Origin of the sequence: Variovorax raffinosi (assembly GCF_051216615.1) — a bacterium.
Classification (GTDB): Bacteria; Pseudomonadota; Gammaproteobacteria; order Burkholderiales; family Burkholderiaceae_C; genus Variovorax.
This window is the reverse complement of the sequence record NZ_JBPJZR010000001.1, coordinates 392,347-417,384: the sequence shown is the minus strand read 5'-3', so window position 1 is coordinate 417,384 and position 25,038 is coordinate 392,347. Positions and strand designations below refer to the sequence as shown.

Annotated in this window: 26 protein-coding genes and 2 tRNA genes; 16 read left to right on the top strand and 12 right to left on the bottom strand. The window is 66.0% G+C overall.

Features of this window, described 5'->3' with window-relative positions; translation table 11 throughout:
• Nucleotides 1–18: 18 nt before the first annotated feature.
• From ACSFB7_RS01960 to ACSFB7_RS01950, 3 genes are all read right to left on the bottom strand, one after another.
• The gene (locus ACSFB7_RS01960; protein ID WP_435466544.1) at nt 19–153 is read right to left on the bottom strand and encodes a hypothetical protein; all 135 of its coding nucleotides are present in this window, start codon (nt 151–153) and stop codon (nt 19–21) included.
• On the bottom strand, nt 150–722 hold the full coding sequence (locus ACSFB7_RS01955; protein ID WP_435466542.1) for a DUF4865 family protein: 573 nt from the start codon (nt 720–722) through the stop codon (nt 150–152). The genes ACSFB7_RS01960 and ACSFB7_RS01955 overlap by 4 nt, the downstream gene beginning before the upstream one ends.
• Before the next feature lie 125 nt (nt 723–847).
• On the bottom strand, nt 848–1,570 hold the full coding sequence (locus ACSFB7_RS01950) for a GntR family transcriptional regulator (RefSeq protein WP_435466540.1): 723 nt from the start codon (nt 1,568–1,570) through the stop codon (nt 848–850).
• Between the two features lie 134 nt (nt 1,571–1,704).
• On the opposite strand from ACSFB7_RS01950, the gene ACSFB7_RS01945 reads away from it, so the two are divergent.
• Nucleotides 1,705–2,682: a VOC family protein gene (locus tag ACSFB7_RS01945; protein ID WP_435466538.1), complete on the top strand. Its 978-nt coding sequence runs from the start codon at nt 1,705–1,707 to the stop codon at nt 2,680–2,682.
• A gap of 45 nt (nt 2,683–2,727) precedes the next feature.
• On the top strand, nt 2,728–3,582 hold the full coding sequence (locus ACSFB7_RS01940) for a fumarylacetoacetate hydrolase family protein (protein WP_435466536.1): 855 nt from the start codon (nt 2,728–2,730) through the stop codon (nt 3,580–3,582).
• Between the two features lie 12 nt (nt 3,583–3,594).
• On the opposite strand, the gene ACSFB7_RS01935 is transcribed toward ACSFB7_RS01940, so the two are convergent.
• Nucleotides 3,595–3,909 (bottom strand): hypothetical protein, encoded by a 315-nt coding sequence (locus ACSFB7_RS01935; RefSeq protein WP_435466534.1) that lies wholly within the window; start codon nt 3,907–3,909, stop codon nt 3,595–3,597.
• 154 nt (nt 3,910–4,063) lie between these two features.
• On the opposite strand from ACSFB7_RS01935, the gene ACSFB7_RS01930 reads away from it, so the two are divergent.
• The 3 genes from ACSFB7_RS01930 (at nt 4,064) to ACSFB7_RS01920 (ending at nt 5,040) form a co-directional block, all read left to right on the top strand.
• Nucleotides 4,064–4,324, top strand: a complete 261-nt coding sequence (locus ACSFB7_RS01930; protein WP_435466532.1) for a hypothetical protein — start codon at nt 4,064–4,066, stop codon at nt 4,322–4,324.
• A 358-nt stretch (nt 4,325–4,682) separates the two neighbouring features.
• Nucleotides 4,683–4,973, top strand: a complete 291-nt coding sequence (locus tag ACSFB7_RS01925) for a hypothetical protein (protein ID WP_435466530.1) — start codon at nt 4,683–4,685, stop codon at nt 4,971–4,973.
• Nucleotides 4,964–5,040, top strand: a tRNA-Arg gene (locus ACSFB7_RS01920). Before ACSFB7_RS01925 ends, ACSFB7_RS01920 begins: the two co-directional genes overlap by 10 nt.
• Before the next feature lie 166 nt (nt 5,041–5,206).
• Here the strand turns inward: ACSFB7_RS01920 and ACSFB7_RS01915 are convergent.
• The 4 genes from ACSFB7_RS01915 to ACSFB7_RS01900 all read right to left on the bottom strand — a co-directional run bounded on the left by ACSFB7_RS01915 (nt 5,207) and on the right by ACSFB7_RS01900 (nt 8,109).
• A tRNA-Pro gene (locus tag ACSFB7_RS01915) sits at nt 5,207–5,283 on the bottom strand.
• Nucleotides 5,284–5,319: 36 nt separating this feature from the next.
• A complete protein-coding gene (locus ACSFB7_RS01910; RefSeq protein WP_435466528.1) occupies nt 5,320–6,024 on the bottom strand; it encodes a glutathione binding-like protein in 705 nt (234 codons plus the stop codon).
• Nucleotides 6,025–6,123: 99 nt separating this feature from the next.
• Complete coding sequence (locus tag ACSFB7_RS01905) at nt 6,124–6,387, bottom strand: UBP-type zinc finger domain-containing protein (RefSeq protein WP_435466526.1); 264 nt, start codon at nt 6,385–6,387, stop codon at nt 6,124–6,126.
• Nucleotides 6,388–6,429: 42 nt separating this feature from the next.
• Nucleotides 6,430–8,109, bottom strand: coding sequence for an FAD-dependent oxidoreductase (locus ACSFB7_RS01900; RefSeq protein WP_435466524.1), 1,680 nt, complete (start codon nt 8,107–8,109; stop codon nt 6,430–6,432).
• 144 nt (nt 8,110–8,253) lie between these two features.
• On the opposite strand from ACSFB7_RS01900, the gene ACSFB7_RS01895 reads away from it, so the two are divergent.
• The 3 genes from ACSFB7_RS01895 to ACSFB7_RS01885 are packed head-to-tail and all read left to right on the top strand — an operon-like array spanning nt 8,254 to nt 11,934.
• Nucleotides 8,254–9,135 carry a GNAT family N-acetyltransferase gene (locus tag ACSFB7_RS01895; protein WP_435466522.1) on the top strand — a complete coding sequence of 294 codons (882 nt, stop codon included), beginning with the start codon at nt 8,254–8,256 and terminating at the stop codon, nt 9,133–9,135.
• The gene (ppk1, locus tag ACSFB7_RS01890; RefSeq protein ID WP_435466520.1) at nt 9,132–11,453 is read left to right on the top strand and encodes a polyphosphate kinase 1; all 2,322 of its coding nucleotides are present in this window, start codon (nt 9,132–9,134) and stop codon (nt 11,451–11,453) included. Before ACSFB7_RS01895 ends, ppk1 begins: the two co-directional genes overlap by 4 nt.
• Before the next feature lie 19 nt (nt 11,454–11,472).
• Nucleotides 11,473–11,934 (top strand): SixA phosphatase family protein, encoded by a 462-nt coding sequence (locus tag ACSFB7_RS01885; protein ID WP_176801147.1) that lies wholly within the window; start codon nt 11,473–11,475, stop codon nt 11,932–11,934.
• Here the strand turns inward: ACSFB7_RS01885 and ACSFB7_RS01880 are convergent.
• A complete protein-coding gene (locus tag ACSFB7_RS01880) occupies nt 11,931–13,451 on the bottom strand; it encodes a Ppx/GppA phosphatase family protein (protein WP_435466518.1) in 1,521 nt (506 codons plus the stop codon). The two genes, ACSFB7_RS01885 and ACSFB7_RS01880, sit on opposite strands and share 4 nt — an antisense overlap.
• Nucleotides 13,452–13,700: 249 nt before the next feature.
• Here ACSFB7_RS01880 and pstS point away from each other — a divergent pair, with 249 nt between their 5' ends.
• Genes pstS through phoR form a run of 7 tightly spaced genes read left to right on the top strand, consistent with a single transcriptional unit; the run spans nt 13,701 to nt 20,349 of the window.
• Nucleotides 13,701–14,738 (top strand): phosphate ABC transporter substrate-binding protein PstS, encoded by a 1,038-nt coding sequence (gene pstS, locus ACSFB7_RS01875; RefSeq protein WP_435466516.1) that lies wholly within the window; start codon nt 13,701–13,703, stop codon nt 14,736–14,738.
• A gap of 35 nt (nt 14,739–14,773) precedes the next feature.
• Nucleotides 14,774–15,856, top strand: coding sequence for a phosphate ABC transporter permease subunit PstC (pstC, locus tag ACSFB7_RS01870; protein WP_435466514.1), 1,083 nt, complete (start codon nt 14,774–14,776; stop codon nt 15,854–15,856).
• A complete protein-coding gene (gene pstA / locus ACSFB7_RS01865) occupies nt 15,853–16,737 on the top strand; it encodes a phosphate ABC transporter permease PstA (RefSeq protein WP_435466512.1) in 885 nt (294 codons plus the stop codon). Before pstC ends, pstA begins: the two co-directional genes overlap by 4 nt.
• Nucleotides 16,738–16,750: 13 nt before the next feature.
• Nucleotides 16,751–17,530, top strand: a complete 780-nt coding sequence (pstB, locus tag ACSFB7_RS01860; RefSeq protein ID WP_435466510.1) for a phosphate ABC transporter ATP-binding protein PstB — start codon at nt 16,751–16,753, stop codon at nt 17,528–17,530.
• A gap of 15 nt (nt 17,531–17,545) precedes the next feature.
• On the top strand, nt 17,546–18,247 hold the full coding sequence (gene phoU / locus ACSFB7_RS01855; RefSeq protein WP_187109659.1) for a phosphate signaling complex protein PhoU: 702 nt from the start codon (nt 17,546–17,548) through the stop codon (nt 18,245–18,247).
• 27 nt (nt 18,248–18,274) lie between these two features.
• Nucleotides 18,275–18,967, top strand: a complete 693-nt coding sequence (phoB, locus tag ACSFB7_RS01850; RefSeq protein WP_007836652.1) for a phosphate regulon transcriptional regulator PhoB — start codon at nt 18,275–18,277, stop codon at nt 18,965–18,967.
• 44 nt (nt 18,968–19,011) lie between these two features.
• Nucleotides 19,012–20,349, top strand: coding sequence for a phosphate regulon sensor histidine kinase PhoR (gene phoR / locus ACSFB7_RS01845; RefSeq protein WP_435466508.1), 1,338 nt, complete (start codon nt 19,012–19,014; stop codon nt 20,347–20,349).
• A gap of 9 nt (nt 20,350–20,358) precedes the next feature.
• On the opposite strand, the gene ACSFB7_RS01840 is transcribed toward phoR, so the two are convergent.
• The 3 genes from ACSFB7_RS01840 to ACSFB7_RS01830 form a co-directional block, all read right to left on the bottom strand.
• On the bottom strand, nt 20,359–21,702 hold the full coding sequence (locus ACSFB7_RS01840; RefSeq protein WP_435466506.1) for an MATE family efflux transporter: 1,344 nt from the start codon (nt 21,700–21,702) through the stop codon (nt 20,359–20,361).
• A complete protein-coding gene (locus ACSFB7_RS01835) occupies nt 21,699–23,429 on the bottom strand; it encodes a hypothetical protein (protein ID WP_435466504.1) in 1,731 nt (576 codons plus the stop codon). Before ACSFB7_RS01835 ends, ACSFB7_RS01840 begins: the two co-directional genes overlap by 4 nt.
• A gap of 76 nt (nt 23,430–23,505) precedes the next feature.
• The gene (locus tag ACSFB7_RS01830) at nt 23,506–23,775 is read right to left on the bottom strand and encodes a type B 50S ribosomal protein L31 (protein WP_007836661.1); all 270 of its coding nucleotides are present in this window, start codon (nt 23,773–23,775) and stop codon (nt 23,506–23,508) included.
• 181 nt (nt 23,776–23,956) lie between these two features.
• On the opposite strand from ACSFB7_RS01830, the gene ACSFB7_RS01825 reads away from it, so the two are divergent.
• On the top strand, nt 23,957–25,024 hold the full coding sequence (locus ACSFB7_RS01825) for an oxidoreductase (RefSeq protein WP_435466502.1): 1,068 nt from the start codon (nt 23,957–23,959) through the stop codon (nt 25,022–25,024).
• Nucleotides 25,025–25,038: the final 14 nt, after the last annotated feature.

Genomic DNA, 25,038 nt, shown 5'->3' with positions numbered 1-25,038 from the left:
ACGCGAAGGCGCACGCGGCTACGTCGACAGCAGCCGATGAGCCGCCATTGCCGCCAATGCGGCAAGCCCGCAGATCGACACCGCCGCGATGCCGAGGCTCGCGAGATGCGCGAACACCATCTCCGAGCGATGAGGTGAGCGGGCGCGGGTCATGCGAGCTGGCCGATGCCGGGCTTTGCCAGGTGCAGCACTTCGTAGACCGTGGCGCCGGCTGCAGGCTCCGGCGCACGGGCCGACAGCGTGAACCGGATCAGTCGCCATGCAGCGAGGTCGAGTGCCGTCCAGACTGCGATGGTGTCCGCCCCCGCAGCCAGCGTGCGGTTGCCCTCGGCCTCCGCTGCCTGCACGGCGGCACGGTCCACCGCCGCATCGAGCGCATGCTCTTGTCGAAGAAGCGAATGCGCCTGCTGCGCGCGGCCCGCGCCGGCGCGCGCATCCAGCGGCAGCCAGGTTTCCACGCGCGGCCGCCCGAAGGAATCGATCACGCTCTGAAAGCGATCCCCCATGAGGAAGCGCACGGCCGCCGCCGGGTCGAGCCAGAGATAGACCGACGCATAGAGATGGCCCGTGGCACCGTGCCGGCCGCGTTCCTGCGAAACGAAGGCCTTGAAGGCGAGGCCTTCGGTGTCGTCCCACAGCGGGCCCCGCCGGGCCGCGCGCTGGCGGATCACCTGCATGTCGTAGTCGGCCGGCAGCCTGTGCGCGTACTGCATTGCGAACATCGTGTCGCTCCTTCTCGTGAATGGATCGACAAGAGCTTGCGCTTGTGCATGCGCCGGCAGAAGAGGGCGCGCGATATAGCTGTGATTCGCCAACGCGATGGTCGGCGCAGCCGGCCGAGGCCGCGTCAGGGCCGGCGCTTGAGCGGTTCTTCCACCGCGTCTTTGTTCGACGGTGGGCTTGCCTGCAGCGCGGCGATGAGCAGGCGGCCGGTCATCTGCAGGTGCTCGGCGATCAGCGTTTGCGCCGCCTGGATGTCACGGTTAAGCACTGCATCGACCAGCGCCTGGTGTTCAGCGCGCACGTCGCGCTTCTCGAAGGCGAGCGGCGCCGAGAGTTGCCGGTAGCGCTCGCTCTGCTGGTAGAGCATCTGGTGCATGCGCAGCAGCCAGCTGTTCGGGCAGCCCGCCACCAGCGCGTTGTGAAACTCCGCATGGCCCTCGGTCCAGTCGGTGCTGAGCATGGTGGGCATCGCGGTGTCGCGCTCGGCAAGGCGCGTGAGGCGGTGGTGCGCGGCGACCACGCTGCCTTCCCAGGCCAGGTCGCCGTGGCGAATGGCTTCGGCGAGGCAGAGCTTTTCGATCTCGATGCGCGCCTTCACCAGTTCCTCTAGGTCGGTCACCGAGATCGGGCTCACGCGGTAGCCACGGGCCGGCTCCGATACCACCAGCGCTTCGGCTTCCAGCATCGCCAGGCCTTCGCGCACCGCGCCGGCGCTCACGTCGAGTCCTTCGGCCAGCGCGGCGATGTTGAGCTTGGAGCCGGGCAGCAACCGCCCGCCCACGATGGATGCGCGCAGCTCGGTGAACACCTGCCGTGTCTGGCTCAAGCCCTTCGTTTTCTCGTTCATCGCGCTTCCGTTTTTCCGAAACCGGCCGATCATACTTGTTGACCCTGATGATCCTTGGATTGAAGAATAATAGGTTAAAGTCAAAATAATATATTATTCAGGCAAACGCGCAGAACCGATTGGAGACACACCACATGGCCCAGATCCAGCTTCGCACCCGCAAGAGCCCGCATCGCGCGGCGCTGCACAGCGTTCATTCGCTCGACAGCTTCGTCTTCACCGTGCCCGACCTCGATGAGGCCGAGCGCTTCTACGATGCCTTCGGGCTGGTGCTGCGGCGCGAGGGCGCCCGGCTCGACCTGTACACCGAGGGCCATCCGCATGCTTGGGGCTCGCTGCATCAGGCGCCCGGCGTGAAGAAGCTGCAGTACCTGCGCTTCGCCTGCTTCGCGGAAGACTTCGACGCCATCGCCGCGCGCATCGAACGGATGGGCGTGCCGCGGTGCCCGCCGCATCCGCTGGGCGACGACAGCGGCCTGTGGGTGCGGCACCCCGAGGGCTATCCGGTGCAGATCGTCGTGGCCGCGAAGAGCACGCCGGACGACCGGAGCGAACTGGCCATCGAGCCGCGCCCGCCGACCGGCACCGGCGCCTCGCTGAACCGGGCGCGCATTCCCAAGGTGCACCCGCGCCGGCTCTCGCACATCCTGCTGTTCAGCGCCAATGTGCCCGAGGCCGTCCGCTTCTATGAAGAGGCCCTGGGCCTGCGCGTGACGGACCGTTCGGGCGACCACATCGTCTTCATGCATGGCGTTCACGGCAGCGATCACCACCTGGTCGCGATGGCGAAGTCGGCCGGCCCCGGCCTGCATCACCTGAGCTGGGACGTCGCGAGCATCGACGAGGTCGGCCGGGGCATGGAGCAGATGCTCGCCGCCGGCCACGTGCGCGGCTGGGGAGTAGGGCGCCACGTGCTGGGCTCGAACTACTTCCACTACGTGCGCGACCCGTGGGGCAGCTACTGCGAGTACTCCTGCGACATCGACTACGTGCCCGGCGATTTCGACTGGCGCGCCGGCGACCATCCGCCCGAAGACTCCTTCTACGCCTGGGGCCCCAGGGTGCCTGAAGACTTCGTCACCAATTTCGAGATCGAGGCTGCCAAGGCCTGACTCCCGCCTCTTCGTTCAATCCGCATCACAGACAAGGAATCCAACATGCGTCTCCTGGCCTTTCAACACAACGGCAAGCCCGCCCTCGGCCTGCGTCTCGACAAGGAAGTCGTCAACCTCACGGCCGAAGGCTTGCCCGCCACGCTCGATGAACTGCTGCGCGCCGGCCCCGACGCCATGGCCGCCGCAAAGCGCGCCGGCGACACCGCCCGCACGCGCCTGCCGTTGTCCGGCATCGACTGGCTGCCGCCGGTGCAGTCGCCGTCGAAGGCGATCGCGGTCGGCCTGAACTACGTCGACCACGCGGCCGAAAGCAAGTTCGATCCGCCGACCTACCCGGTGCTGTTCCATCGCTTTCCCTCGTCGTGGGTCGGCCACAACCAGCCGATCGTGCGACCGCACGTGTCGACGCAGTTCGACTACGAAGGCGAACTGCTGGTGGTGATCGGCAAGGCCGGCCGCTACATCAGCAAGGGCGATGCGCTCAACCACGTGGCGGGCTACTCGGTGTTCAACGACGGCTCGATCCGCGACTACCAGTTCAAGTCCGCGCAATGGATGATGGGCAAGAACTTCGACCGCTCGGGCTCGTTCGGCCCCGAGTTCGTCACCGCCGACGAGCTGCCGGCGGGCGCCGCCGGCCTGAAGCTGCAGACGCGCCTGAACGGCACCGTGCTGCAGGACGCCAACACGCGCGACATGATCTTCGACGTTGCCACACTGGTGTCGGTGTGCTCCGAGCCGTTTGCGCTGCAGCCCGGCGACATCATCATCGCCGGCACGCCCTCGGGCGTGGGCCTGGCGCGCAAGCCGCAAGTCTTCATGAAGGCCGGCGACGTGTGCGAAGTCGAGATCGAAGGCGTGGGCCTTCTGTCGAACCCCGTCGTCGACGGGGACTGAGCCGCTGCGCTGCTATGCCGGATGCGACGGCATGCGGTGCGCCTGCCGCCGCCGTTGCCGCAGCGCCAGCCACCACAACAGCGCTGCGTTGATCGCCCAACTGACGGCGAGCAGCAGCAGCGCGGTGTGGGCGACCCCGGGCGACAGGCCCAGGGTCAACAAGCTCAATGACCACGGAAGCCCGCCCACGATGGCGACGAGCATGGCCACGTCGCTTTCCGGAATGACGGCGCAGGCCAGGATGCACACGATGCCCACGGCCGTGTAGATCGACGCCGCAAGGCGCCATCCGGAAAGTTGAAGCGGCCGTGAATTCGCGGTGGGCATACCGCAAGCTTCGCCGATTGCGCGATTCGACGTGAAGGCCTTCCGCGCGTAGGGATGTAGTGCTTTGGCGATGGCCGCTTTCTGCGGTTGGACAACCAGTCTTCCAGTGCGTTTGTTTCTTCGGCCTGTCACTTGAGCGCGCCACCATGTGCGCATGACAGGCCAACTGATCTCCATCGCCCTGACCGTGGACCAGCACGACGGCGGCGACTATTTCTGGGTGTTGCTCGAGTCCTTCGACCAGTCGATGGAGTTCGAGCCGTTGATGGAAGCAGCTGCGGGCTTCTCCACGTATGTCGATGCCTTGCAGGCGGGTTATGCCGTGCTGAGGGGGCTGTCGGAAAACCTGAATATCGGTCCCCGGGAAGAGGCCGACGATCCGGTCGAGACGGCGGAGGGTGGCGCTTTTCTCTAGGGTAAGTACCCGCGATTTTTGTCTCCTGCAGGTCTATGTTTGAAGCGTGACCCACTGTTGGAGACGAACATGTTGATGGTTACAAAAGTGGTTGCAGCCGGAGTGACCGCCCTCGCGTTTGGTGGCACACCCTCGCCGAACAGCGGCCCCGCCGACTTGTCCCGTTCTGCTGAACCAGTCGTTGCCGCGCAGGCCGTTCCGGGTTCGCAGTGCGCGAGCGGGTGCAATGTCTGGCGGCTGATGTACGACGGGCGCTGACGCTCGGCGGTGCGTCGACCGAAAGCGGCTCGGTGCCGCTTGAGTTTGCTTTTGCCCTGTCAATTGCACGGGCTGCTTCCAGACAAACACGTGGTCCTGAATGCTCGACGGCAACGCAGTCGCGCGCGCAGCCTTCATTGAATTGATGCCACCGATCGACATGGAGTCGCCGCGTGTTTTTGCGATGCGCCTGACTGAGGATCGAGGCGAAGAAGTGGGTAGAATCCGGCCTTCCCTGTCTGCAGAAGAAGCGGCTAAGTCGTTGATTTGCTTGGAATGTCGCCCTGCATTGGGACCAGACGGTCGAAGTTTCGAATCTCTTCGCCCATCCCTGCATTTTTTCTTCGGCGTGCGTTTTTCGCTTCTGCCCGACCCGGAAATCTGCCCGTAGCTCAGTTGGATAGAGCACCTGCCTTCTAAGCAGGTTGTCGGGGGTTCGATCCCCTCCGGGCAGGCCAATTGAGTGACCCATCGCGGCGTCACCTTGGCCCATCAAGATCCCGCATCTCTTCACGCGGTCAGGGCCGCCTGCCGTCCGCGCTGAAGAATCGCAACCCATTGACGCAGACCCAGAAATGCAAAATGCCTGCAACGACAAAAGTCATTGCAGGCATTCACATTTTTTGGTCGGGGCGAAAGGATTCGAACCTTCGACCCTCTGGTCCCAAACCAGATGCGCTACCAGGCTGCGCTACACCCCGACAAGCCTTCTATTCTAGCCCGGAAATTGGTCGGTTTCAGCGCTTCTCGTACTGAGTTTTTCCGAAAAGCACTTCGCGCTCCTTGTCGCCTGTGATCGGCTGGCGCAAATCGGCCAGCACTTTCACGCCGCGCTGCACGGCGGGGCGCGCGGCGATGCTGTCGAACCAGGCCTTCAGGTGCGGGTAGTCGGTAAGGGTGATGCCCTGGTTTTCCCAGCTGCGCAGCCACGGAAAAATCGCGATGTCGGCAATCGAATAGGTCTTGCCGGCGATGAACTTGTTCCTCGACAGTTGCTTGTCGATCACGCCGTAGATGCGCTTGGCTTCGTTGGTGTAGCGCTCGATCGCATAGGCGATCTTCTCGGGTGCGTACAGGCGGAAGTGGTGCGCCTGGCCGAGCATCGGGCCGACGCCGCCCATCTGGAACATGAGCCACTGCAGCACGTCGTAGCGTTCGCGGTCGCCGGTGGGCAGCAGCTTGCCGGTCTTGCCCGCAAGGTAGACGAGGATGGCGCCCGATTCGAAGAGCGATATCGGCTTGCCGTCCGGACCGTCGGGGTCGGTGATGGCGGGGATCTTGTTGTTGGGGCTGATCTGCAGGAACTCAGGCGCGAACTGGTCGCCCTTGCCAATGTTCACCGGATGCGCGTGGTACGGCAGGCCGCACTCCTCCAGCATGATGTGAATCTTGTGGCCGTTCGGCGTGGGCCATGAATAGACCTCGATGGGCGATGCGGGCATGTCGCGGGCTCCGGTGGATGTGAACGTGATGCGAGCGCGCAGCATATACGTGCGAATCGAACCACGTGCAGGCGCGGGAATTGGCCCGCCGCGAGCGCTTCAGCCGACCTGTTTCTCGTGCGAGTTGCACCACATCCAGGCTTCGCCGGGCTCGATGGACTGGATCACCGGATGCCCTTCGGCCTTCGAGTGCCGGGTCGCATGGCGGTTCTTCGAGGAGTCGCAGCAGCCCACGTGGCCGCAATGCACGCACACGCGCAGATGGACCCAGGTGTCGCCCGTCTTCAGGCAGTCTTCGCAGCCCTTCAGCGTGTGAGGTTGCGCAATGGTCGCGGGCACGTGGTCGCAGGCTTTGATGGGCACCGGAAAGCTCCTTGTCGTGAGGTGATTGATGTGTGAATGGACTCAGGCAACGGCCGAGGCCGATGACAGATGCTGGTGAATCAGTGCGACCGCCGCGGCGCCTTCGCCGATGGCGCCGCCCACGCGCTTGACCGAACCCGAGCGCACATCTCCCACCGCGAACACGCCCGGCACGCTCGATTCGAGTGCCGTGGCCGGGCGTGCCGGAAAGCCACTGCTGGCTTCCGTGCCGGTCAGCACGAAGCCGTGCTTGTCGACCGACACGCCGCAGCCTTCGAGCCACGAGGTCTCGGGCTCCGCACCGACGAACAGGAAGATGTTGCGTGCCGGGCAGTCATGCTCGTTGCCCGTGGTGTGACAGCGCCAGGTCGCGCCCGTGAGGCCTTCGTCCGAACCGCCATGCAGGCGCACGAGTTCGGTGTACGGCTGCAGCGAGATGTTGGGCGTGGCCTCGATGCGGTCGATCAGGTAGCGTGACATGCTGGCCGCCAGCGAAGGCCCGCGCACCAGCACGTTGACCTTGGCCGCGTGGTGCGACAAGAACACCGCCGCCTGGCCGGCCGAGTTGCCGCCACCGACCAGTGCCACCTCCTGCTTTGAACAGATCTTCGCCTCGATGGCCGATGCCCAGTACCAGATGCCGCGGCCCTCGAACTCGGTCAGCCGGGGCACCCCCGGCCGCCGGTAGCGCGCGCCGCTGGCAATGACCACCGTGCGCGCGTTGATCGTGCGCCCGTCGGCCAGTGCAAGGGACAGGCTGCCGAGCGCGTTGTTGCGCGAACAGTCCAGCGACGCGACCTTGGCGGGAATCAGCATTTCGACGCCGAACTTCTGCGCCTGCACGAAGGCGCGGCCCGCCAGCGCCTGCCCCGAGATGCCCGTCGGAAAACCCAGGTAGTTCTCGATGCGCGCACTGGCGCCGGCCTGGCCGCCGAAGGCGCGGCAATCGAGCACGATCACGCGCAAGCCTTCGGAGGCGGCGTAGACGGCAGTGGCCAGCCCGGCAGGGCCGGCACCGACCACGGCCACGTCGAACAGTTCGTCATGCGCGACGGTATCGACCATGCCCAGGCAGCGCGCCAATGCGTCGTCGCTCGGGTTCACCAGCACCGAACCATCGGGGCACACGGCCAGCAGCTGGCTGGCGCCGTATTGCGTGAGCAGCGCGGCGGCGTCCGGGTCTTCGACCGCATCGACCACGTGATAGGGATAGCCGTTGCGGCGCAGGAAGTTCTCTAGCCGCGCCATGTCGGGCGACTGCGGCGGCCCGATCAGCACCGGCCCGCTGGCACCCGATTCGATCAGCGCCACGCGCCGCAGGATCAGCGCGCGCGTGATGCGCTCGCCAAGATCGGCTTCGGCCACCAGCAGCGCGCGCAGTTGCGGGGGCGACACGAGCAGCGCTTCGACATCTTCATCGGCGTGGCCGTCGACCAGGGCAGGGCGGCCGCTCAGCTGGCCGACTTCGGCCAGGAATTCGCCCGGCCCCTGCCGCACGATCGGCACCACATGACCGAGCCCGTCGCGTTGCGTGACAGCCACGACGCCCTTGAGCAGCACGAACATGCCGGGGCCTGTTTCGCCCGCGGTAAACAGCCGCGAGCCGCGCGCGAACTGCTGCACGCTGCCAAAGCGCGCGATGCGCGCAATCTCGGTGTCACTGAGAACAGGAAAGGTCTGATGAAGGCGGCTGTTGCCAGTGCCGCTTGCGTCGTTGGCCATGTCTTCAAGCTCCATTTCGCGAATCCACCGCATTAGACGCCGAAGCTGTGGCAGCGGGCTGTAACACCGTCATGCGGCTGCAATGTTCCTGACATGCCGGCTTCATCGCAGGTGCGGAGACTCCCTCGGCAGAAAGGGTTCCCCATGAAAGAACTGCCCAACCCGACATTTCCGTTTTCGCAGATCGGGCTGCGCGCGGCCTTGTGGCCCGCTCCCGCGACCGGAACCGTCGCTGCCATCCGCACCACGGTGCCCCCGGCACCTGCCGCCGTCATCCTGCCGCCGGCCGTCGAGGCCCGTCAAGGCATCACCGTGGGTTGGGCCCGTCATCTCGACGACGTGCGCGCCGCCCAGCGCCTGCGCTACGACGTGTTCGTCGGTGAAATGGGTGCCCGTGTTTCATCGCCGTTGGCCGGCCACGACATCGACCTGTTCGACGACTTCTGCGAACACCTGCTGGTGCGCGACGAGCTGACGCAACAGGTGATCGGCACCTACCGCGTGCTCACGCCAGCACAGGCCCGCCGCGTCGGCAGCACCTACAGCGACACCGAATTCGACCTGACCCGCCTGCGCGACCTGCGCGAGCGCATGGTCGAACTGGGCCGCAGTTGTGTTCACCCAGACCATCGCCAGGGCGGCGTGATCCTGGCGTTGTGGGGCGCGCTGGCCGGTTTCATGCACCGCAACAAGCTGGACACCATGATCGGCTGCGCGAGCATTCCGATGTCACACAACGGCGTGACGAACGGCGACGCGGCCGCCAGCATCTGGCGCCAGGTGTCGGCCAAGCACATGGCACCTATTCAATACCAGGTGCAGCCCCGCCTGCCGCTGCCGGTCGAACGGCTGGACAGCACGCTCGACGTCGAGCCGCCGGCGCTCATCAAGGGTTACCTGCGCCTGGGCGCCAAGGTGCTGGGCGCGCCGGCCTGGGACCCGGACTTCAACGCCGCCGACCTGCCGATGCTGATGCGCATCGATGATCTGCCGGCGCGCTACCGCAAGCACTTCCTGGGCGCATGAAGCCAGCGGCCGCCCGGCCCGACACCGGGCCGCTCGCTTCTGCACCGGGCGCCGGCCGTGTGTCACCGGCGGGCATGGAGGCGTCACGAGAATGTCATGCAACTGTCACAAGCGAAGCTGACACTGTCATATTTCAGCCTACGTGTTCTCCCGTGCCGCTTGCTTCAGAATCAGTGCCCATGCCATCCGCCCCCGCAGACCTGTCGCCCGACGTCGCGGCGCCCACGTTCACGCTGCTGGACCGCGACCACAGCATCCTGTCATTCAATGAGCGGGTACTCGACTGGGCGCATCGCCCTGAAGTACCGCTGATCGAGCGCCTTCGCTACCTGTGCATCGTCTCGTCGAACCTCGATGAGTTCTTTGAAGTGCGCGCCGCGCCGCATCTGATTGCGGGCAGCGCCGGCGATCACAAGGGCACCTACACCGTCGAGTCTTTCGAGCGATTGGCCGAGGCGGCCCACACGCTCGTGGCGCGCCAGTACGCGCTCTACAACGACGAGCTGATGCCGACGTTTTCCAAGCACGGCATCCACATCATTTCGCACGGCGAGCGCAACCCGGCGCAGCGCAAGTGGGTCAGCGAGTATTTCGAGCGCGAAGTGCGCCCGCTGCTGATTCCGGTCGGGCTGGACCCGGCGCATCCGTTCCCGCAGGTGGCGAACAAGTCGCTCAACTTCATCGTGCGGCTCGGTGGCAAGGACGCTTTCGGGCGCGAGAACCCGATCCAGATCGTCAAGCTGCCGCGCGTGCTGCCGCGCCTGATCCGCATGCCGGCCAAGGTGTCGGACGGCAAGACGCTGTTCGTGGCGCTGTCGAGCGTGGTGCGCGCGCACCTGTCGAGCATGTTCCCGGGCCGTGAGGTGGGCGACTTCTCGCAGTTCCGCGTGACGCGCCATTCCGACCTTGCCGTCGACGAAGAAGACGTGAAGAACCTGCGCACCGCGTTGCGCCAGGGCCTGCAGCATCGCCACTACGGCCAGGCTGTGCGCCTGGAGGTGTCGGCGAGCTGTGCCGAGTCGCTGGCCAGCTTCCTGCTCGCGCAGTTCAACCTGCCGCCGGAGGCTCTGTACCGCGTGCACGGGCCGGTGAACCTGGCGCGGCTCACGCAACTGATCGACCTGATCGACGAACCGCAACTGCGTTTTCCGCCGTATCCGGCGTCGTACCCCGTCACGCTGTCGCCGGCCCAGTCGTTCTTCGAGCGGCTGCAGCGCGGCGACGTGCTGATTCACCAGCCCTTCGAGAGTTTCGACGGCGTGCTCGCCTTCCTGCGCGAAGCCGTGCTCGATCCGCAGGTGCTGGCGATCAAGCAGACCATCTACCGTACCGGTGCCGACTCCGAGCTGATGGACCTGTTGCGCGAAGCCGTGCGCCGCGGCAAGGAAGTCACCGTGGTGGTGGAGCTGAAGGCGCGCTTCGACGAAGAGGCCAACATCAACTGGGCCGAAATGCTCGAGTCGATCGGCGCGCAGGTGGTGTACGGCGTGGTGGGCCTGAAGACCCACGCCAAGATGCTGCTGGTGACGCGCCGCGAGGGCAAGCAGATGCGCCGCTACGGGCATCTGTCCACCGGCAACTACAACCCGCGCACCGCCAGGCTCTACACCGACATTAGCCACCTCACGGCCGATCCGCTGCTGACGGCCGACATGGAGGCCGTGTTCGTCCACCTCGCGAGCCAGAGCCGCCTGCCCAAGCTCAACCGCATGTGGCTAGCGCCGTTCGACCTGCACAAGAACCTCGTCACGCAGATCGATGCGCTGGGCGTGGCTGCCGCGAGCGGCCAGCCGACCCGCATCGTCGCCAAGATGAATGCGCTGACCGATGAAGAGATCATCGGCGCGCTGATCCGCGCAGGACAGAAGGGCGTGAAGATCGACCTGATCGTGCGCGGCGCCTGCACGCTGCCGGCGCAGGTGCCGGGGCTGACCGACAACGTGCGCGTGCGCTCGGTGATCGGCCGCTTTCTCGAGCATTCGCGGGTCTTCTATTTCCGTAATGGCGAGGACGAGTCGCTCTACCTGTCGAGCGCCGACTGGATGAACCGCAACATGATGCGGCGCATCGAATTGGCCTGGCCCGTCACCGACCCCGGGTTGCGCCAGCGCCTGATCGACGAATGCCTGGTGGCCTACCTGCATGACGGGCGCGATGCCTGGGACCTGGGTGGTGACGGCATCTACACCCGCGTCAACCATGACACGCATGCGGGCGAGGCGGGTGCTTCGCCTGCCGTCGAGGCCCACGGCGCGCAGGCCGCCCTCATGAACCGCTATGCATTGCGAGGGCATCATCGTGATGCAAGCAGCAACTGAAGACCGAAAGACGATGACCATGGACTTGATCTTCTGGCGTCATGCCGAAGCCGAGGACTGGACCGAGGGCTGCGACGACATGCAGCGCTCGCTCACCGCACGCGGCGAGAAGCAGGCCAAGCGCATGGCCAGCTGGCTGGACCGTCAACTGCCCGACGGCACGCGCATCATCTGCAGCCCCGCGCGGCGCTGCGAGCAGACCGCGCTGGCGCTGGGTCGCAAGTACAAGGTGCGCTCCGAGCTGTCGCCCGAGACCACGGCCGAAGCGCTGCTCGGCGCAGCGGGCTGGCCCAACGGCAAGTCGGTGGTGCTGATGATCGGCCACCAGCCCTCGGTGGGGCAGGCGATCTCGCTGCTGCTCGGCCTCAAGCAGGACAGCTGCCCGGTGCGCAAGGGCGCGCTGTGGTGGATCCGCACGCGAGAGCGCGACGGCGACGTGCAGACCGTCGTGGTGACGGTGCAGTCGCCCGAGCTGCTTTAAGCCCCACTCAGTTCCACGCGCCAGTTGCTGGTCTTCTGCCAGGCCAGCACTTCTTCGCGCAGAAGGTGCGCCGACTGCGGATAGGCCTCGGCCCAATCCGGCGCGCAGGCGATCGTGAAGGCGCGGGCACCCAGCGCCGCAAGGTGCAGGGCCTGCGGATCGGGATCGCGGCGCGCATGGCACAGGATCACCGCCAAGCGCAGCGCGAGCAACTGCATCACGAAGGTCTCGTCGTCCAGCGCCACTTCGAGCTTGCGCAGCTTGCCGCGCTGGCCCAGCACGAGCTGGCCGAGCGCATGCATCTCGTTGACGGCGAAGCCGGGCGCATCGGTGTTGTCCAGGATGTAGGCGCCGTGCTTGTGATAGTCGCTGTGCGAGATCTGCGTGCCGATCTCGTGCAGTTGCGCGGCCCAGCCCAGCTTGCGCAGTGCGCGGCCGGCGCGGCTCGATGTGTTGCCGCCGCGTGCCGCGGGGGACAGCTGCAGGAACAGGGTCGCGGCCGTTTCGCCGACGCGCTTGGCCTGCGCTGCATCGACCGTGAAGCGATTGGCCAGCCGCGCGACCGTGGCGGTGCGCATGTCGGCCACGCTCTCGTCGCGTTCCAGCAATTCGTAGAGCACGCCGTGGCGCAGCGCGCCCTGGGCCACTTTCATTTCGGTGATGCCGAGCAGGTCGAACACCGCGCGCAGCACGCTCACGCCGCCGCCGATCACGGCCTTGCGGTCTTCGCGCATGCCGTCGATGCGCAGCTTGTCGGCGCTGCCGGCCTTGAGCAGTCGGTCGAGCAGCCAGTCGAGGCCTTCGCGCGTGACAAGGCCGACTTCGCCACCGGAAGCGGCCAGCACGTCGCCGACCGCGCCGATGGTGCCGGAGGCGCCATAGGCTACGTCCCATTGGTCGCGCGTGTAGCTGGCGAGCGCGTCGTCGAGCACGGCCTTGGCAGCGACTTCGGCGGCGCGGAAGGCGGGCAGGGTGAACAGGCCTTCGCCGAAGTGCTTCATCGACCATGCGACGCTGCCGACGCGGTACGACTCCATCCGCTCGGCCACCAGCGCCTGGCCGATGATCATTTCAGTGGAGCGCCCGCCGATATCGATGACCAGCCGGCGTTCGCGGTCGGAGGCGTCGGTGTGCGGGAGCATGTGTGCCACGCCCTGGTAGATCAGGCGGGCTTCTTCCCGGCCCGGAATCACGTCGATGCCGAAACCCAGGATGGTGCGTGCGCGCAACAGAAATTCTTCGCGGTTGCGCGCTTCACGCAATGTCTGCGTGGCCACGGCGCGCACCTGCGAGCGCTTGAAGCCGGCCAGGCGTTCGCCGAAACGGGCGAGTGCGTCCCAGCCGCGCTGCATCGCCTCGGGCGTGAGGTTGCGCGCGCTGTCCAGGCCGTTGCCCTGGCGCACGGTTTCCTTGAGGTACTCGGTGCGGTGAATCTGACCATGGTCGACCTGTCCGATTTCCAGCCTGAAGCTGTTCGAACCCAGATCGACCGCTGCGAGGCGGGTGCCGTTTTGCATTGTGTAGTGAGGAGGGCGGTTCTCTGATCGTAGCGCCGTGACAGAACGCGCCGTCGCCCAAGTGTCATCACGGGGAGGGTTGGAGGCTAGGCGCGGCGCATGACGGTTGTGTGACAGCGTCACACAAAACGGCGGAGGCGCGGCGGCATTTTCCCTCGACAGAAGGGGTGTCACATCGATGTCACAAAAGCTTTTTAGAGTCCGTCCCAAGCCCGAAAGGGACTACTTCTTACTTCTAAAGGAAGCTTTATGAAAACGACGTTCAAATTTGCAGCAGCCGGCCTGATCGCCGCTGCGTTCGCCCAAGTCCCTGCCTTCGCACAAGATGTGACCGGCGCTGGTGCCAGCTTCCCGGCACCGCTGTACGCCAAGTGGGCTTCCGACTTCAACAAGGCCACCGGCGTCAAGATCAACTACCAGTCGGTCGGTTCGGGCGCTGGCCTGAAGCAGATCGAAGCCAAGACCGTCGACTTCGGCGCGTCGGACGCTCCCCTGAAGGACGACGAACTGCAAGCCAAGGGCCTGATGCAGTTCCCCACCGTCATCGGCGGCGTGATCCCCGTGGTCAACATCCCCGGCATCAAGCCCGGCGAACTGAAGCTCAACGGCCAGGTCCTGGGCGACATCTACCTGGGCAAGATCACCAAGTGGAACGACCCCGCCATCAAGGCGCTGAACGGTTCGCTGGCCCTGCCGGACGCCGCCATCGCACCGGTTCGCCGTGCTGACGGTTCGGGCACCAGCTTCCTGTTCACCAACTACCTGAGCAAGGTCAACGCCGAGTGGAAGTCGAAGGTCGGCGAAGGCACGGCCGTCAACTGGCCCACCGGCGCGGGTGGCAAGGGCAATGAAGGCGTTGCCGCTTTCGTGAACCGCCTGCCCAACTCGATCGGCTACGTCGAGTACGCCTACGTCAAGCAGAACAAGATGACCTACGCCCAACTGCAGAACGCAGCCGGTACGTACGTGTCGCCTGACGACACCGCCTTCAAGGCCGCCGCCGCCGGCGCCGACTGGAACAAGAGCTTCTATCAAGTGCTGACCAACCAGGCCGGCAAGGATGCATGGCCCATCACCGGCGCCACCTTCATCCTGCTGCACAAGGTGCAGGACAAGCCCGCCAGCGCCACCACCGTGCTGAAGTTCTTCGACTGGGCCTACAAGAGCGGCGACAAGACGGCTGACGAACTCGACTACGTGCCGATGCCTGACGCCGTGAAGGCCACCATCGCCAAGTCGTGGGGTGAAGTGAAGGACGCGTCGGGCAAGGCCGTCGCGTACAAGTAAGCCAATCTCACCCATCAGTCCAGGACGGCGCGCCCATGAGCACTTCATCGCTCGAGGACGCGCCGCTTTCGTCTTTGCCGGAGCGACCCTTGTCATCCACCTTTCCTGCCGCCGCCGCCACACTCGACCTCGCGGCCGAGCGCGGTCGTGCCACCGCCCCTCCACCTCCTGTCAAGGCACCGCGTTCCGGCCCCCTGGCCGACCGGCTGTTCGGTTGGGCCGCCAAGGGCGCCGCGCTGCTGACGCTCGCGATGCTCATCGGCATCCTGCTGTCGCTGATCGCAGGCGCCTGGCCCGCCATTTCCAAGTACGGCCTCAGCTTTCTCACGAGCAGCGTGTGGGACCCGGTGAAGGATGAGTACGGCGGCCTGGTGATGATCTACGGCACGCTGGCCACCTCGTTCATCGCACTGGTGATCGCGGTGCCGGTGAGCTTCGGCATTGCGCTGTTCCTGACCGAGCTGTCGCCCAACTGGCTCAAGCGCCCGCTGGGCACGGCCATTGAACTGCTCGCCGCCGTGCCGTCCATCGTGTACGGCATGTGGGGCCTGCTGGTCTTCGGCCCGATTCTTTCGACCTGGGTGCAGCAGCCGCTGCAGAAGCTGTTTGCAGGCGTGCCGTACCTCGGCGCCCTGGTGTCCGGCCCGCCGGTGGGCATCGGCATTCTGTCGGCCGGCATCATCCTGGCGATCATGATCATTCCGTTCATCGCCTCGGTGATGCGCGATGTGTTTGAAGTGACCCCGCCGCTGCTCAAGGAGTCGGCCTACGGTCTGGGCTCCACCACCTGGGAAGTCGTTTCCAAGGTGGTGCTGCCGTACACCAAGGCCGGCGTGATCGGCGGCATCATGCTCGGCCTGGGCCGGGCGCTGGGTGAAACGATGGCGGTCACCTTCGTGATCGGCAACATGAACCAGCTCAATTCGCTTTCCGTGTTCGAGGCTGCCAACAGCATCACCTCGGCACTTGCCAATGAATTCGCCGAAGCCGGCGCGGGCCTGCACCAGGCCGCGCTGATGTACCTCGGCCTCGTGCTGTTCTTCATCACCTTCGTCGTGCTGACGCTGTCGAAGCTGCTGCTGGCGCAGATGAAGAAGAGCGAAGGGACCAAGTCATGAGTACCGCGCAAAACCTGCTGAGCGCCAAGGCGCTCGCCGAAACGCGCCAGGCCCGGTTCGCCTCGCGCAATCGCGTCAACAAGGTCGCGCTCACGCTGTCGCTCGCCGCGATGGTGTTCGGCGTGTTCTGGCTCGTGTGGATCCTCTGGGAAACGCTGCGCCTGGGTATCGGCGGCCTCGCCATCGCCACCTTCACCGAGATGACGCCGCCGCCGAACGAGGCCGGTGGTATCGCCAATGCGATCTTCGGTTCGTTCGTGATGGTGTCGCTGGCCACCTTCGTGGGCACGCCGATCGGCATCATGGCCGGCATCTACCTGGCCGAGTACAACTCCAAGGGCTGGCTCGCCTCGGTCACGCGCTTCGTCAACGACATCCTGCTGTCGGCGCCGTCGATCGTGATCGGCCTGTTCGTCTATGCGGTGGTGGTGGCCTACTTCAAGTCCTTCTCGGGACTGGCAGGCGCGCTGGCACTGGCGCTGATCGTGATTCCGGTGGTGATCCGCACAACCGAGAACATGCTGCAACTGGTGCCGCCGGGCCTGCGCGAAGCGGCCTACGCGCTCGGCACGCCGAAGTGGAAGGTCATTTTGAGCATCACGCTGCGCGCCGCGCGTGCCGGTGTGGTCACGGGCGTGCTGCTGGCCGTGGCACGCATTGCCGGCGAAACCGCGCCGCTGCTCTTCACCGCGCTGAACAACCAGTTCTGGACCGCCGACGTGAGCCAGCCGATGGCCAGCCTGCCGGTCACGATTTTCAAGTTTGCGATGAGCCCGTACGAGAACTGGCAACACCTGGCATGGGCCGGCGTGTTCCTGATCACTGTCGCCGTGCTCGCCCTCAATATCCTGGCGCGGGTCCTGACGCGCAACAAACATTAAAGAAGAAGCCCACATGCCAAATACCGTTGCACAACCGTCGCGCTCGAAGATCTCGGTCAAGGACCTGAACTTCTACTACGGCAAGTTCCACGCGCTCAAGGGCATCAACCTCGAGATTCCGGAGAACAAGGTCACGGCCTTCATCGGCCCGTCGGGCTGCGGCAAGTCGACCTTGCTGCGCACCTTCAACCGCATGTTCGAGCTGTACCCCGAGCAGCGCGCCGAGGGCACGATTGCCCTGGACGGCGAGAACCTGCTCACCTCCAAGCAGGACGTGGCGCTGATCCGCGCCAAGGTCGGCATGGTTTTCCAGAAGCCGACGCCGTTCCCGATGTCGATCTACGACAACGTCGCCTTCGGCGTGAAGCTGTTCGAGAGCCTGAGCGCCAGCGAAATGGACGACCGCGTCGAGTGGGCCCTGAAGAAGGCCGCCCTGTGGACCGAAGTGCGCGACAAGCTGCAGCAAAGCGGCTCTGGCCTGTCCGGCGGCCAGCAGCAGCGCCTGTGCATTGCACGCGGCATCGCGATCAAGCCCGAAGTGCTGTTGCTCGACGAGCCGTGCTCCGCGCTGGACCCGATCTCGACCGCGAAGATCGAAGAGCTGATCGCCGAACTCAAGAACGAGTACACGGTGGTCATCGTCACGCATAACATGCAGCAGGCCGCCCGCTGCAGCGACTACACCGCCTACATGTACCTCGGCGACCTGATCGAGTTCGGTGCCACCGAACAGATGTTCTTCAAGCCGCAGCGCAAGGAGACCGAGGACTACATCACCGGCCGTTTCGGTTGATCCCCAGGAGACACCATGACTGAAAAACACCTCTCCAGCCAGTTCGACAGCGAGCTCAACGGCGTTTCGTCGCGCGTGATGGAACTCGGCGGCATGGTCGAGTCGCAGATCCACACCGCGGTGTATGCGCTGCTGCAGTTCGACCCCGAAGCGGCCGACCGCGTGATGGAAACCGAGCACCGCGTCAATGCGATGGAAATCGACATCGACCGCGAGCTGTCGTCGATCATTGCGCGCCGCCAGCCGACCGCACGCGACCTGCGCCTGCTGATCGCCATCTCCAAGACCACCGCGAATCTCGAACGCGTGGGCGACGAGGCCAACAAGATCGCGCGCATGGTCAAGTCGATCATCCAGAGCGGTTCGGCCCGCGCGCTGCCCACCACCGAGCTGCGCATTGCCGCCGACCTGGCCTCGGGCCTGCTGCGCACCGCGCTGGACGCCTTCGCGCGCCTGGACACGGCCGCGGCGCTGTCGATCCTGAAGGACGACGACCTGATCGACAAGGAGTTCGACGGCTTCGTGCGCAAGCTGGTCACCTACATGATGGAAGACCCGCGCACGATCTCCGCCAGCCTCGACCTGCTGTTCCTGGCCAAGGCCATCGAGCGCATCGGCGACCACGCCAAGAACATCGCCGAGTTCATCATCTACATCGTCAAGGGTGCCGATGTGCGGCACACTTCGATGCAAGAAATCGAGTCCGCGCTGCAGTAAGCGCGGCCAAAGACTCCCAAAGAAAGCATGAAGAAACCCCGAGTCCTGATCGTCGAAGACGAGTCCTCGATCGCCGAGCTGATCGCCGTCAACCTGCGCCACAACGGCTTCGAGCCGATCTGGTCTGAAGATGGCGCCGCAGCCCAGCGCGAGATCGACGCCTTCCTTCCCGATCTGATCCTGCTCGACTGGATGCTGCCCGGCCAAAGCGGCCTGCAGCTCGCGCGCCAGTGGCGCAAGGACCCGCGCACCAAGGCCATCCCGATCCTGATGCTGACCGCGCGCGGCGACGAACCCGACAAGGTGGCCGGCCTCGACGCCGGTGCCGACGACTACATCACCAAGCCTTTTTCGACGCAGGAAATGCTGGCCCGCATCCGCGCGGTGCTGCGTCGCCGTGCGCCGGAAGTGGTGACCGAGCGCGTCGAGATCGGCGAGCTGGCGCTCGACACGTCCACCCATCGCGTGACCTGGCAGGGCGGGGCGCTCAAGGTCGGCCCGACCGAGTTCAAGCTGCTGGCCTACCTGATGCAGCACGCCGAGCGCGTGCACAGCCGGGCGCAACTGCTCGACAAGGTGTGGGGCGACCACGTCTACATCGAAGAGCGCACGGTCGACGTGCACGTCAAGCGCCTGCGCGAGTCGCTGGGTGCGGCCGCACCGATGGTGGAAACCGTCCGGGGAGCGGGCTACCGCCTGACCGCCCAAGTCACGGTTTGAACGCCGTGGCGTCCCTTGGCTGCGGGCGCGGATAATCGCCCGCCATGCCCTTCCGAATTGCTACTTTTTTTATAGCGTCCCTCGCAATAGGAGCGGGCGCTGTCGGCTTTTTTGGCTGGAAGTTCGGCTGGCTCGGCGCCTGGCTGGGCGCCGTGCTGTGGCTGGGGCTGGATGCCTGGCGCGCCGAACGGCTGCTCCAGGTGCTGCGCAACGACGCAGCCGGCCTGCCGACGCGCGGCCCGGGCGTGTGGGGTGAACTCTCCGAACGCATCCGCAAGCTGCTGCGCGACCGCGAGCAGCAGACCCGCCAGGCCGAAGAGCGGCTGCAGGAATTTCTGGCGGCCATCCAGGCGTCGCCCAACGGCGTGGTGCTGCTCGATGAGCAGGGCCGCATCGAATGGTGCAACGAGACGGCGGCCAGCCAGTTCGGCATCGACGCCGAGCGCGACCTGGCGCAGCACCTGGCGAACCTCGTGCGCGATCCGGCCTTCGTGGCCTATCTGGCTTCGTGGAACTACAGCCGCGACGTGGTCATCGATGCCTCCGGGCCCGGCCATGCGCACCTGCGCAGCCATCCGGTGCGGCTGTCGGTGCAGGTGCATCCCTACGCGGGCAACCGCCGGATGCTGCTCACGCGAGACATCACCGCGCTTGAGCAGGCCGAGGCGATGCGGCGCGATTTCGTGGCCAACGTGTCGCATGAAATCCGCACGCCGCTGACCGTGTTGGCCGGTTTTGTCGAAACACTGCAGAACCTGCCGCTCGATGCGGACGAGCGCACGCGCTATCTCGCGCTGATGGGCCAGCAGTCGCACCGCATGGAAACGCTGGTGAACGACCTGCTCACGCTGTCGCGGCTGGAAGGCAGCGCGGCGCCTTCGGGCAACCAGTGGATCCGCACCCGTGCCTTGCTGGCGCAGTGCGAGGACGAAGGCCGTGGCCTGTCGGGCCGGCTGGCGCCGCTGGGGCATCGGCTGTCGTTCACCATCGATGCCGAGTCCGAAATGTCGGGTGCGCCGACCGAGCTGCAAAGCGCGATGTCGAACCTGCTGAGCAATGCGATCCGCTACACGCCGGGTGGTGGCGAAGTGGCCGTGAGCTGGAAGGTGCTGCCCGACGGGCGCGGCGAATACGCGGTGCGCGACACCGGGCCCGGCATTGCGGCGGAGCACATTCCACGGCTGACCGAGCGCTTCTATCGCATCGACCGCAGCCGCTCGCGGGAAACCGGCGGCACCGGCCTGGGGCTGGCGATTGTCAAGCACATCGCACAGCGGCATGGGGCCGAGCTGCGCATCGAAAGCACGGTGGGCAAGGGCTCCCGCTTCGCATTGCTGTTTCCGGCGGCACGCGTGCGGGAGGCGCGTGTGCTGGCGAAGTGACGTGCTGCGTCAGGTGGCCCGTTTCGCCATCGTCCAGCGCAGCAGCGCGCCGAACATCAGGGCCGTCAGTGCCAGCGCCGCCGAGCTCATGATCCAGAATGCCAGCGGCGATTGCATGGCCTCCCAGGGGCCCAGCCCGCGGTACGCCAGCACGTAGCTGCCGCCGAGGCCCAGGCCCCACAGCATCGTGCAATAGATGACCAGCGGCGCCATCGTGACCCGGTAGCAGCGCAGCACGAACACGCAGAGCGTCTGCATCGCGTCGGCCATGTGGAACGCGGCCACCGGCAGCATCAGCGCCGCGGCCAGCGCAATGACGGCGGGGTTGTCCGAGTACACATTGGCCAGCGGGAAGCGCAGCGTGACCAGCGCGGTTGCGAAGAGCAGGGCGCACAACACCGCCAGCTCGAACCCCAGGCGGCACGTGTGGCGTGCCTTGGCGGCATCGCCCGCGCCGAGCCAGTAGCTCACGCGCGCGCTGGTCGCGATCGAGAGCGACAGCGGAACCATGTAGGCCACCGCCATCAGGTTCGCGGCGATCTGGTGCGCAGCCGCGGCGGCGGTGCCCAGGCGTGCGATGAACAGCGCCATCAGCGTGAACGAGGTCACCTCCACCAGCACTGCAAGGCCCCCGGGCACGCCCAGCCGCGCGAACTGCCGGATCTGGCGCCAGTCGGGCTTCTCGATGCGCTCCCAGAGCCGGTAGCCCTGATAGAAGGGGCTGCTGCGCAGCAACCAGACCGCGCAGATGAGCATGGCCCAATTCACGCACAGCGTTGCCCAGCCGCAACCCACCAGCCCCATCGCCGGCAGGCCCGCGCCGCCGAAGGTGAACCAGATCGACAACGGCAGCTTCACGAACAGCGAGCCCAGTTGCAGCCAGGTCACGAGCTGAGGCTTGCCCAGGCTTTGGCTCAGCGTGCTGAAAAGGCGAAACAACAGGGACGGTGCGAGGGCGAAGGCCAGCACCGTCAGGTACATCTCGACCTCGCCGCGCATTTCCGCCGGCACCTGCGTCAGCCGCAGCACGGCGCCGGGCGACAGCAGCGCCGCCATGCCGACCACGATGGCGATGCCGGCGAGGTACAGCGACTGCCGCACGGAACGGCCCACCTCGCTGCTGCGCCCGCCGCCGTGCAGTTCGGCCCAGACCGGCAGCAGCGCCTGCAGCACGCCCATCAGCGAGACATACACGCTGATGAAGATGGCAGCGCCGACCGAGAGGGCGGCCAGCGCGTTTTCGGAATAGCGGCCCGCGATGATGGTGTCGGTCACGCCGAATGCCATCACGGCCAGCTGGCCGACCAGCACGGTGCCTGCGTGCCGCGCGATCAGGCCCCGCTCGCCTTTCACTGCGGCGTGATCTTCTGGTACAGCAGCAGGTCGTCGGCCGCGCTGCTGGGACGACGCAGGGTGCCGCTGAATCGCCATTGATCGAACGGAATGATGGTGTGCAGCCGCTCGATGGTGTCGGGGCTCACCAGCAGCCAGGGGCAGTCGGTGCCCAGCAGCAGCGGTTTCAGGTTGAAGTTGCCGTGGTGGCGCAGCGCTGCGATGTGCTGGCGGCTCAGGGCCAACTCGGCGATGCAGCTAGGCTGCCCGACCCGCTCGGCCACGGCGCGCACCTGCGGCACATAGCTGCGTGCGTAGTCGATAGGAGGCAGCCAGAGCGTCATCAGCAGCATCCAGCACAGGGCGGTGCCGCCGGCCGGCAACACCAGCGTCTTCCAGAGCGCCGCGCGGTGTCGCCCGGTGCGCCAGCGCACCAGCCAGCACCAGGCGATGGTCGCGGCCAGCGCGAGCACGAAGGCGATCGGCGAGAACTCGGGCACGAAGCCGGGCACCAGCCGGGCCACGCTGGCCGCGGGCTTGGGCGGCTTGCCGGTCAGCATGGCGATCCAGTACAGCCAGCCCAGCGCGGCGAGGCTGCTGAAAAGGAGCACGTTGAACCAGTCGATCAACGCTAGTGCGCTGCGGCGGAAGGTGGGCAGGGCGAAGGCGGCCAGGGTTGCAAAGGCCGGGAGCGCCAGCAGCAGCGAACGGTCGGAGAAATCGGTGGTCCAGGTGGCGGCCAGCGGCACCAGCGCGAACCAGAGCGGCAACGCCACGTGGCGCGCCGAGAGCTGGCGTCGCCAGCGCCAGAGCGTCCAGAGCGCGAACGGCCACACCGGCCAGGTGAACCACAGCAGCAGCTTGGCTTGGCTGCGGATGTCGCCGAACACCGAGTTGCCCATCAGCGTGATCTTCCATTGCGGCAGGCCCAATGCGAAGACCAGCACGGCGGCGAGCAGGGTGACGCCGATCATCGTGACCAGGGCACCGCGGGTGTAGCCGGGGCCGTCGTCGGAGCTGGCGTCCGCGCCTGCCTTCGCCGTGCGGCGGCGTTCGTAGGCGATGTACAGCGCGCTGCCGATGGCCAGCGCAAGGCCGACCGTGGGAGCGCCGCTCAGCGTGATGCCGAGCGTGCCCACGACCAGCGCGATCACCGGGCCGGCGCGGCGGTACGGCAGCGCGGCAACGCCATAGAACAGGTGCGAAGCGAAATACAGCTGCGTCAGCGCCGGCGTGGTTTCATGGCCGAGCTGGGCCAGGCCGAGGCAGGCGATCAACGCCAGCAGGCCGCCGTCGGCGATTGCGCGTGCGTAGTCGGTCGGGCGTGCCTCGCCGCCGAAGGCGAACGCAACGGGCTGCGCGCGGGCCGTGCGGGCGAGGTAGTAAACGGCGTACCAGGTGGCGGTGAAGGAGCCCCAGAGCAGCAGCGCGAAGGCAATGCGCACGGCCAGGTCGGGGTTCAGCCACGAGGGAGAAATCTTGATGGCCCAGGCGCCGATCCAGTACGGAATCAGTGCGGGTGTTTCCGGACGCATGCCCAGCAGCATCGGGTCGAACCAGCGCGAAATGCCTTCGTTGGTGCGGGCCAGCTCGGCCATGTAGCCGAAGGCCGTGATGTCCGCACTCTTCCAGGGGCCCCGGCCGACCAGGCCCGGCAGAAGATAGGCCGCGCACAACAACAGCAGCGCAATGCGCGGCAGCCGGCGCACGGCATTCTGGGCAACGATCGCGGGAGTGGGCAGGTTCAAGAGACGAAAGACCGGGTTCAGAAAGAAAAAGGGCAGCGCGGTAAACCGGGCTGCCCTGGACGCAAGAGCGCGTGCCTTACTTGGAGGCGGCGCCGGTGGTCTTGCCGAAGCGGTTGCGGAACTTCTCGACGCGACCGCCCATGTTGTCGACCGACTTCTGCGTGCCGGTGTAGAACGGGTGCGATTCGCTCGTGGTGTCGAGCTTGAACAGGGGCAGCTCGCGACCGTCGTCGGTCTTGCCCATTTCCTTGGTGTTCGCGCACGAACGGGTCACGAACTTGAAGCCGTTCGACATGTCGACGAACAGGATTTCGCGGTAATTGGGGTGGATGCCTTCTTTTGCCATGGTCTTTCCTTTTGCGCTGTTGGAATCAATGCGCGGTCGATGCGAGAGCCACCGGTGTGCCAGCAATCTGGCGCGCCGTCCTTCAGGGATGAAGGAAGCCGGGCGACGCTGCCCAGCCGCACTTTTCGCGGAGCCCTCGATTATCGCATACTGACCCATTTTCGAGAAAACCGAGCCTCCCATGACCTCCACACCCTTGCGCGCCGGCCTCGTCGGCTACGGTTTTGCCGGTCAGACCTTCCACGCGCCGGTGCTTTCGGCCGTGCCGGGGCTCGAACTGGCGGCGGTTGCGAGTTCGCAACCGCAGAAGGTCCAAGCGGACTGGCCGGGCGTCGCGGTGGTGCCTGACGTTCCGGCGCTGCTGGCGCGAGCGGATATCGACCTGGTCGTGGTTGCCACGCCGAATGCCCAGCATCATCCGGTCGCGAAAGCGGCCCTGGAGGCAGGAAAACACGTGGTGGTGGACAAGCCTTTCACGCTCGATGTGGCCGAAGCCAGGGAACTCGAATTGTTGTCTAAACGCAACAGTCGCGTGCTGGCGGTCTATCAGAACCGACGTTTTGATGCCGATTTCCTGACGCTCAAGGACGTGCTGGCGAGCGGCGAACTGGGCCGGCCGGTGTATCTGGAATCGCATTTCGACCGTTTTCGGCCCGAAGTGCGGGAGCGTTGGCGTGAGCAGGCGGTGCCCGGATCGGGCCTGTGGGTGGACCTTGGCTCCCATCTGGTCGATCAGGCTGTGCAGCTCTTCGGTCGGCCCGACACGCTGCAGCTCGACACGGCTGTCCTGCGCGATGGTGCGTTGGTCGAAGACTACTTCCACGCGGTGCTGCGCTATGAAAGCGGCCCCCATGCGCCGCTGCGCGTGGTCTTGCATGCCACTACGCTGGCCGCCCATGCGGCGCCGCGCTACATCGTGCACGGCATACGCGGCAGCTACGTCAAGCATGGCGTCGATACGCAAGAAGACGCGCTGCGAGCGGGCCAACGGCCGCCGGCAGCAGGGTGGGGCGCCGATCCGCTCGATGGCGAGATCACGGTGTACGACAACAACGGCGCGCCGAAGAGCCGTGCCTTGCCGACCCGGCCGGGAAACTATGTCGACTACTACGCCGCGGTGCGTGACGCCATTCTTGGCATCGGCCCCAATCCCGTGCCGCCCGAGCAGGCCGTCGCGTTGATGGAGTTGCTCGACATCGGTCGCCAGAGCGCCCTCGAGGGCCGCGCAATCCATACATCGCGCCCATGAAAAAAGCGCGTTGC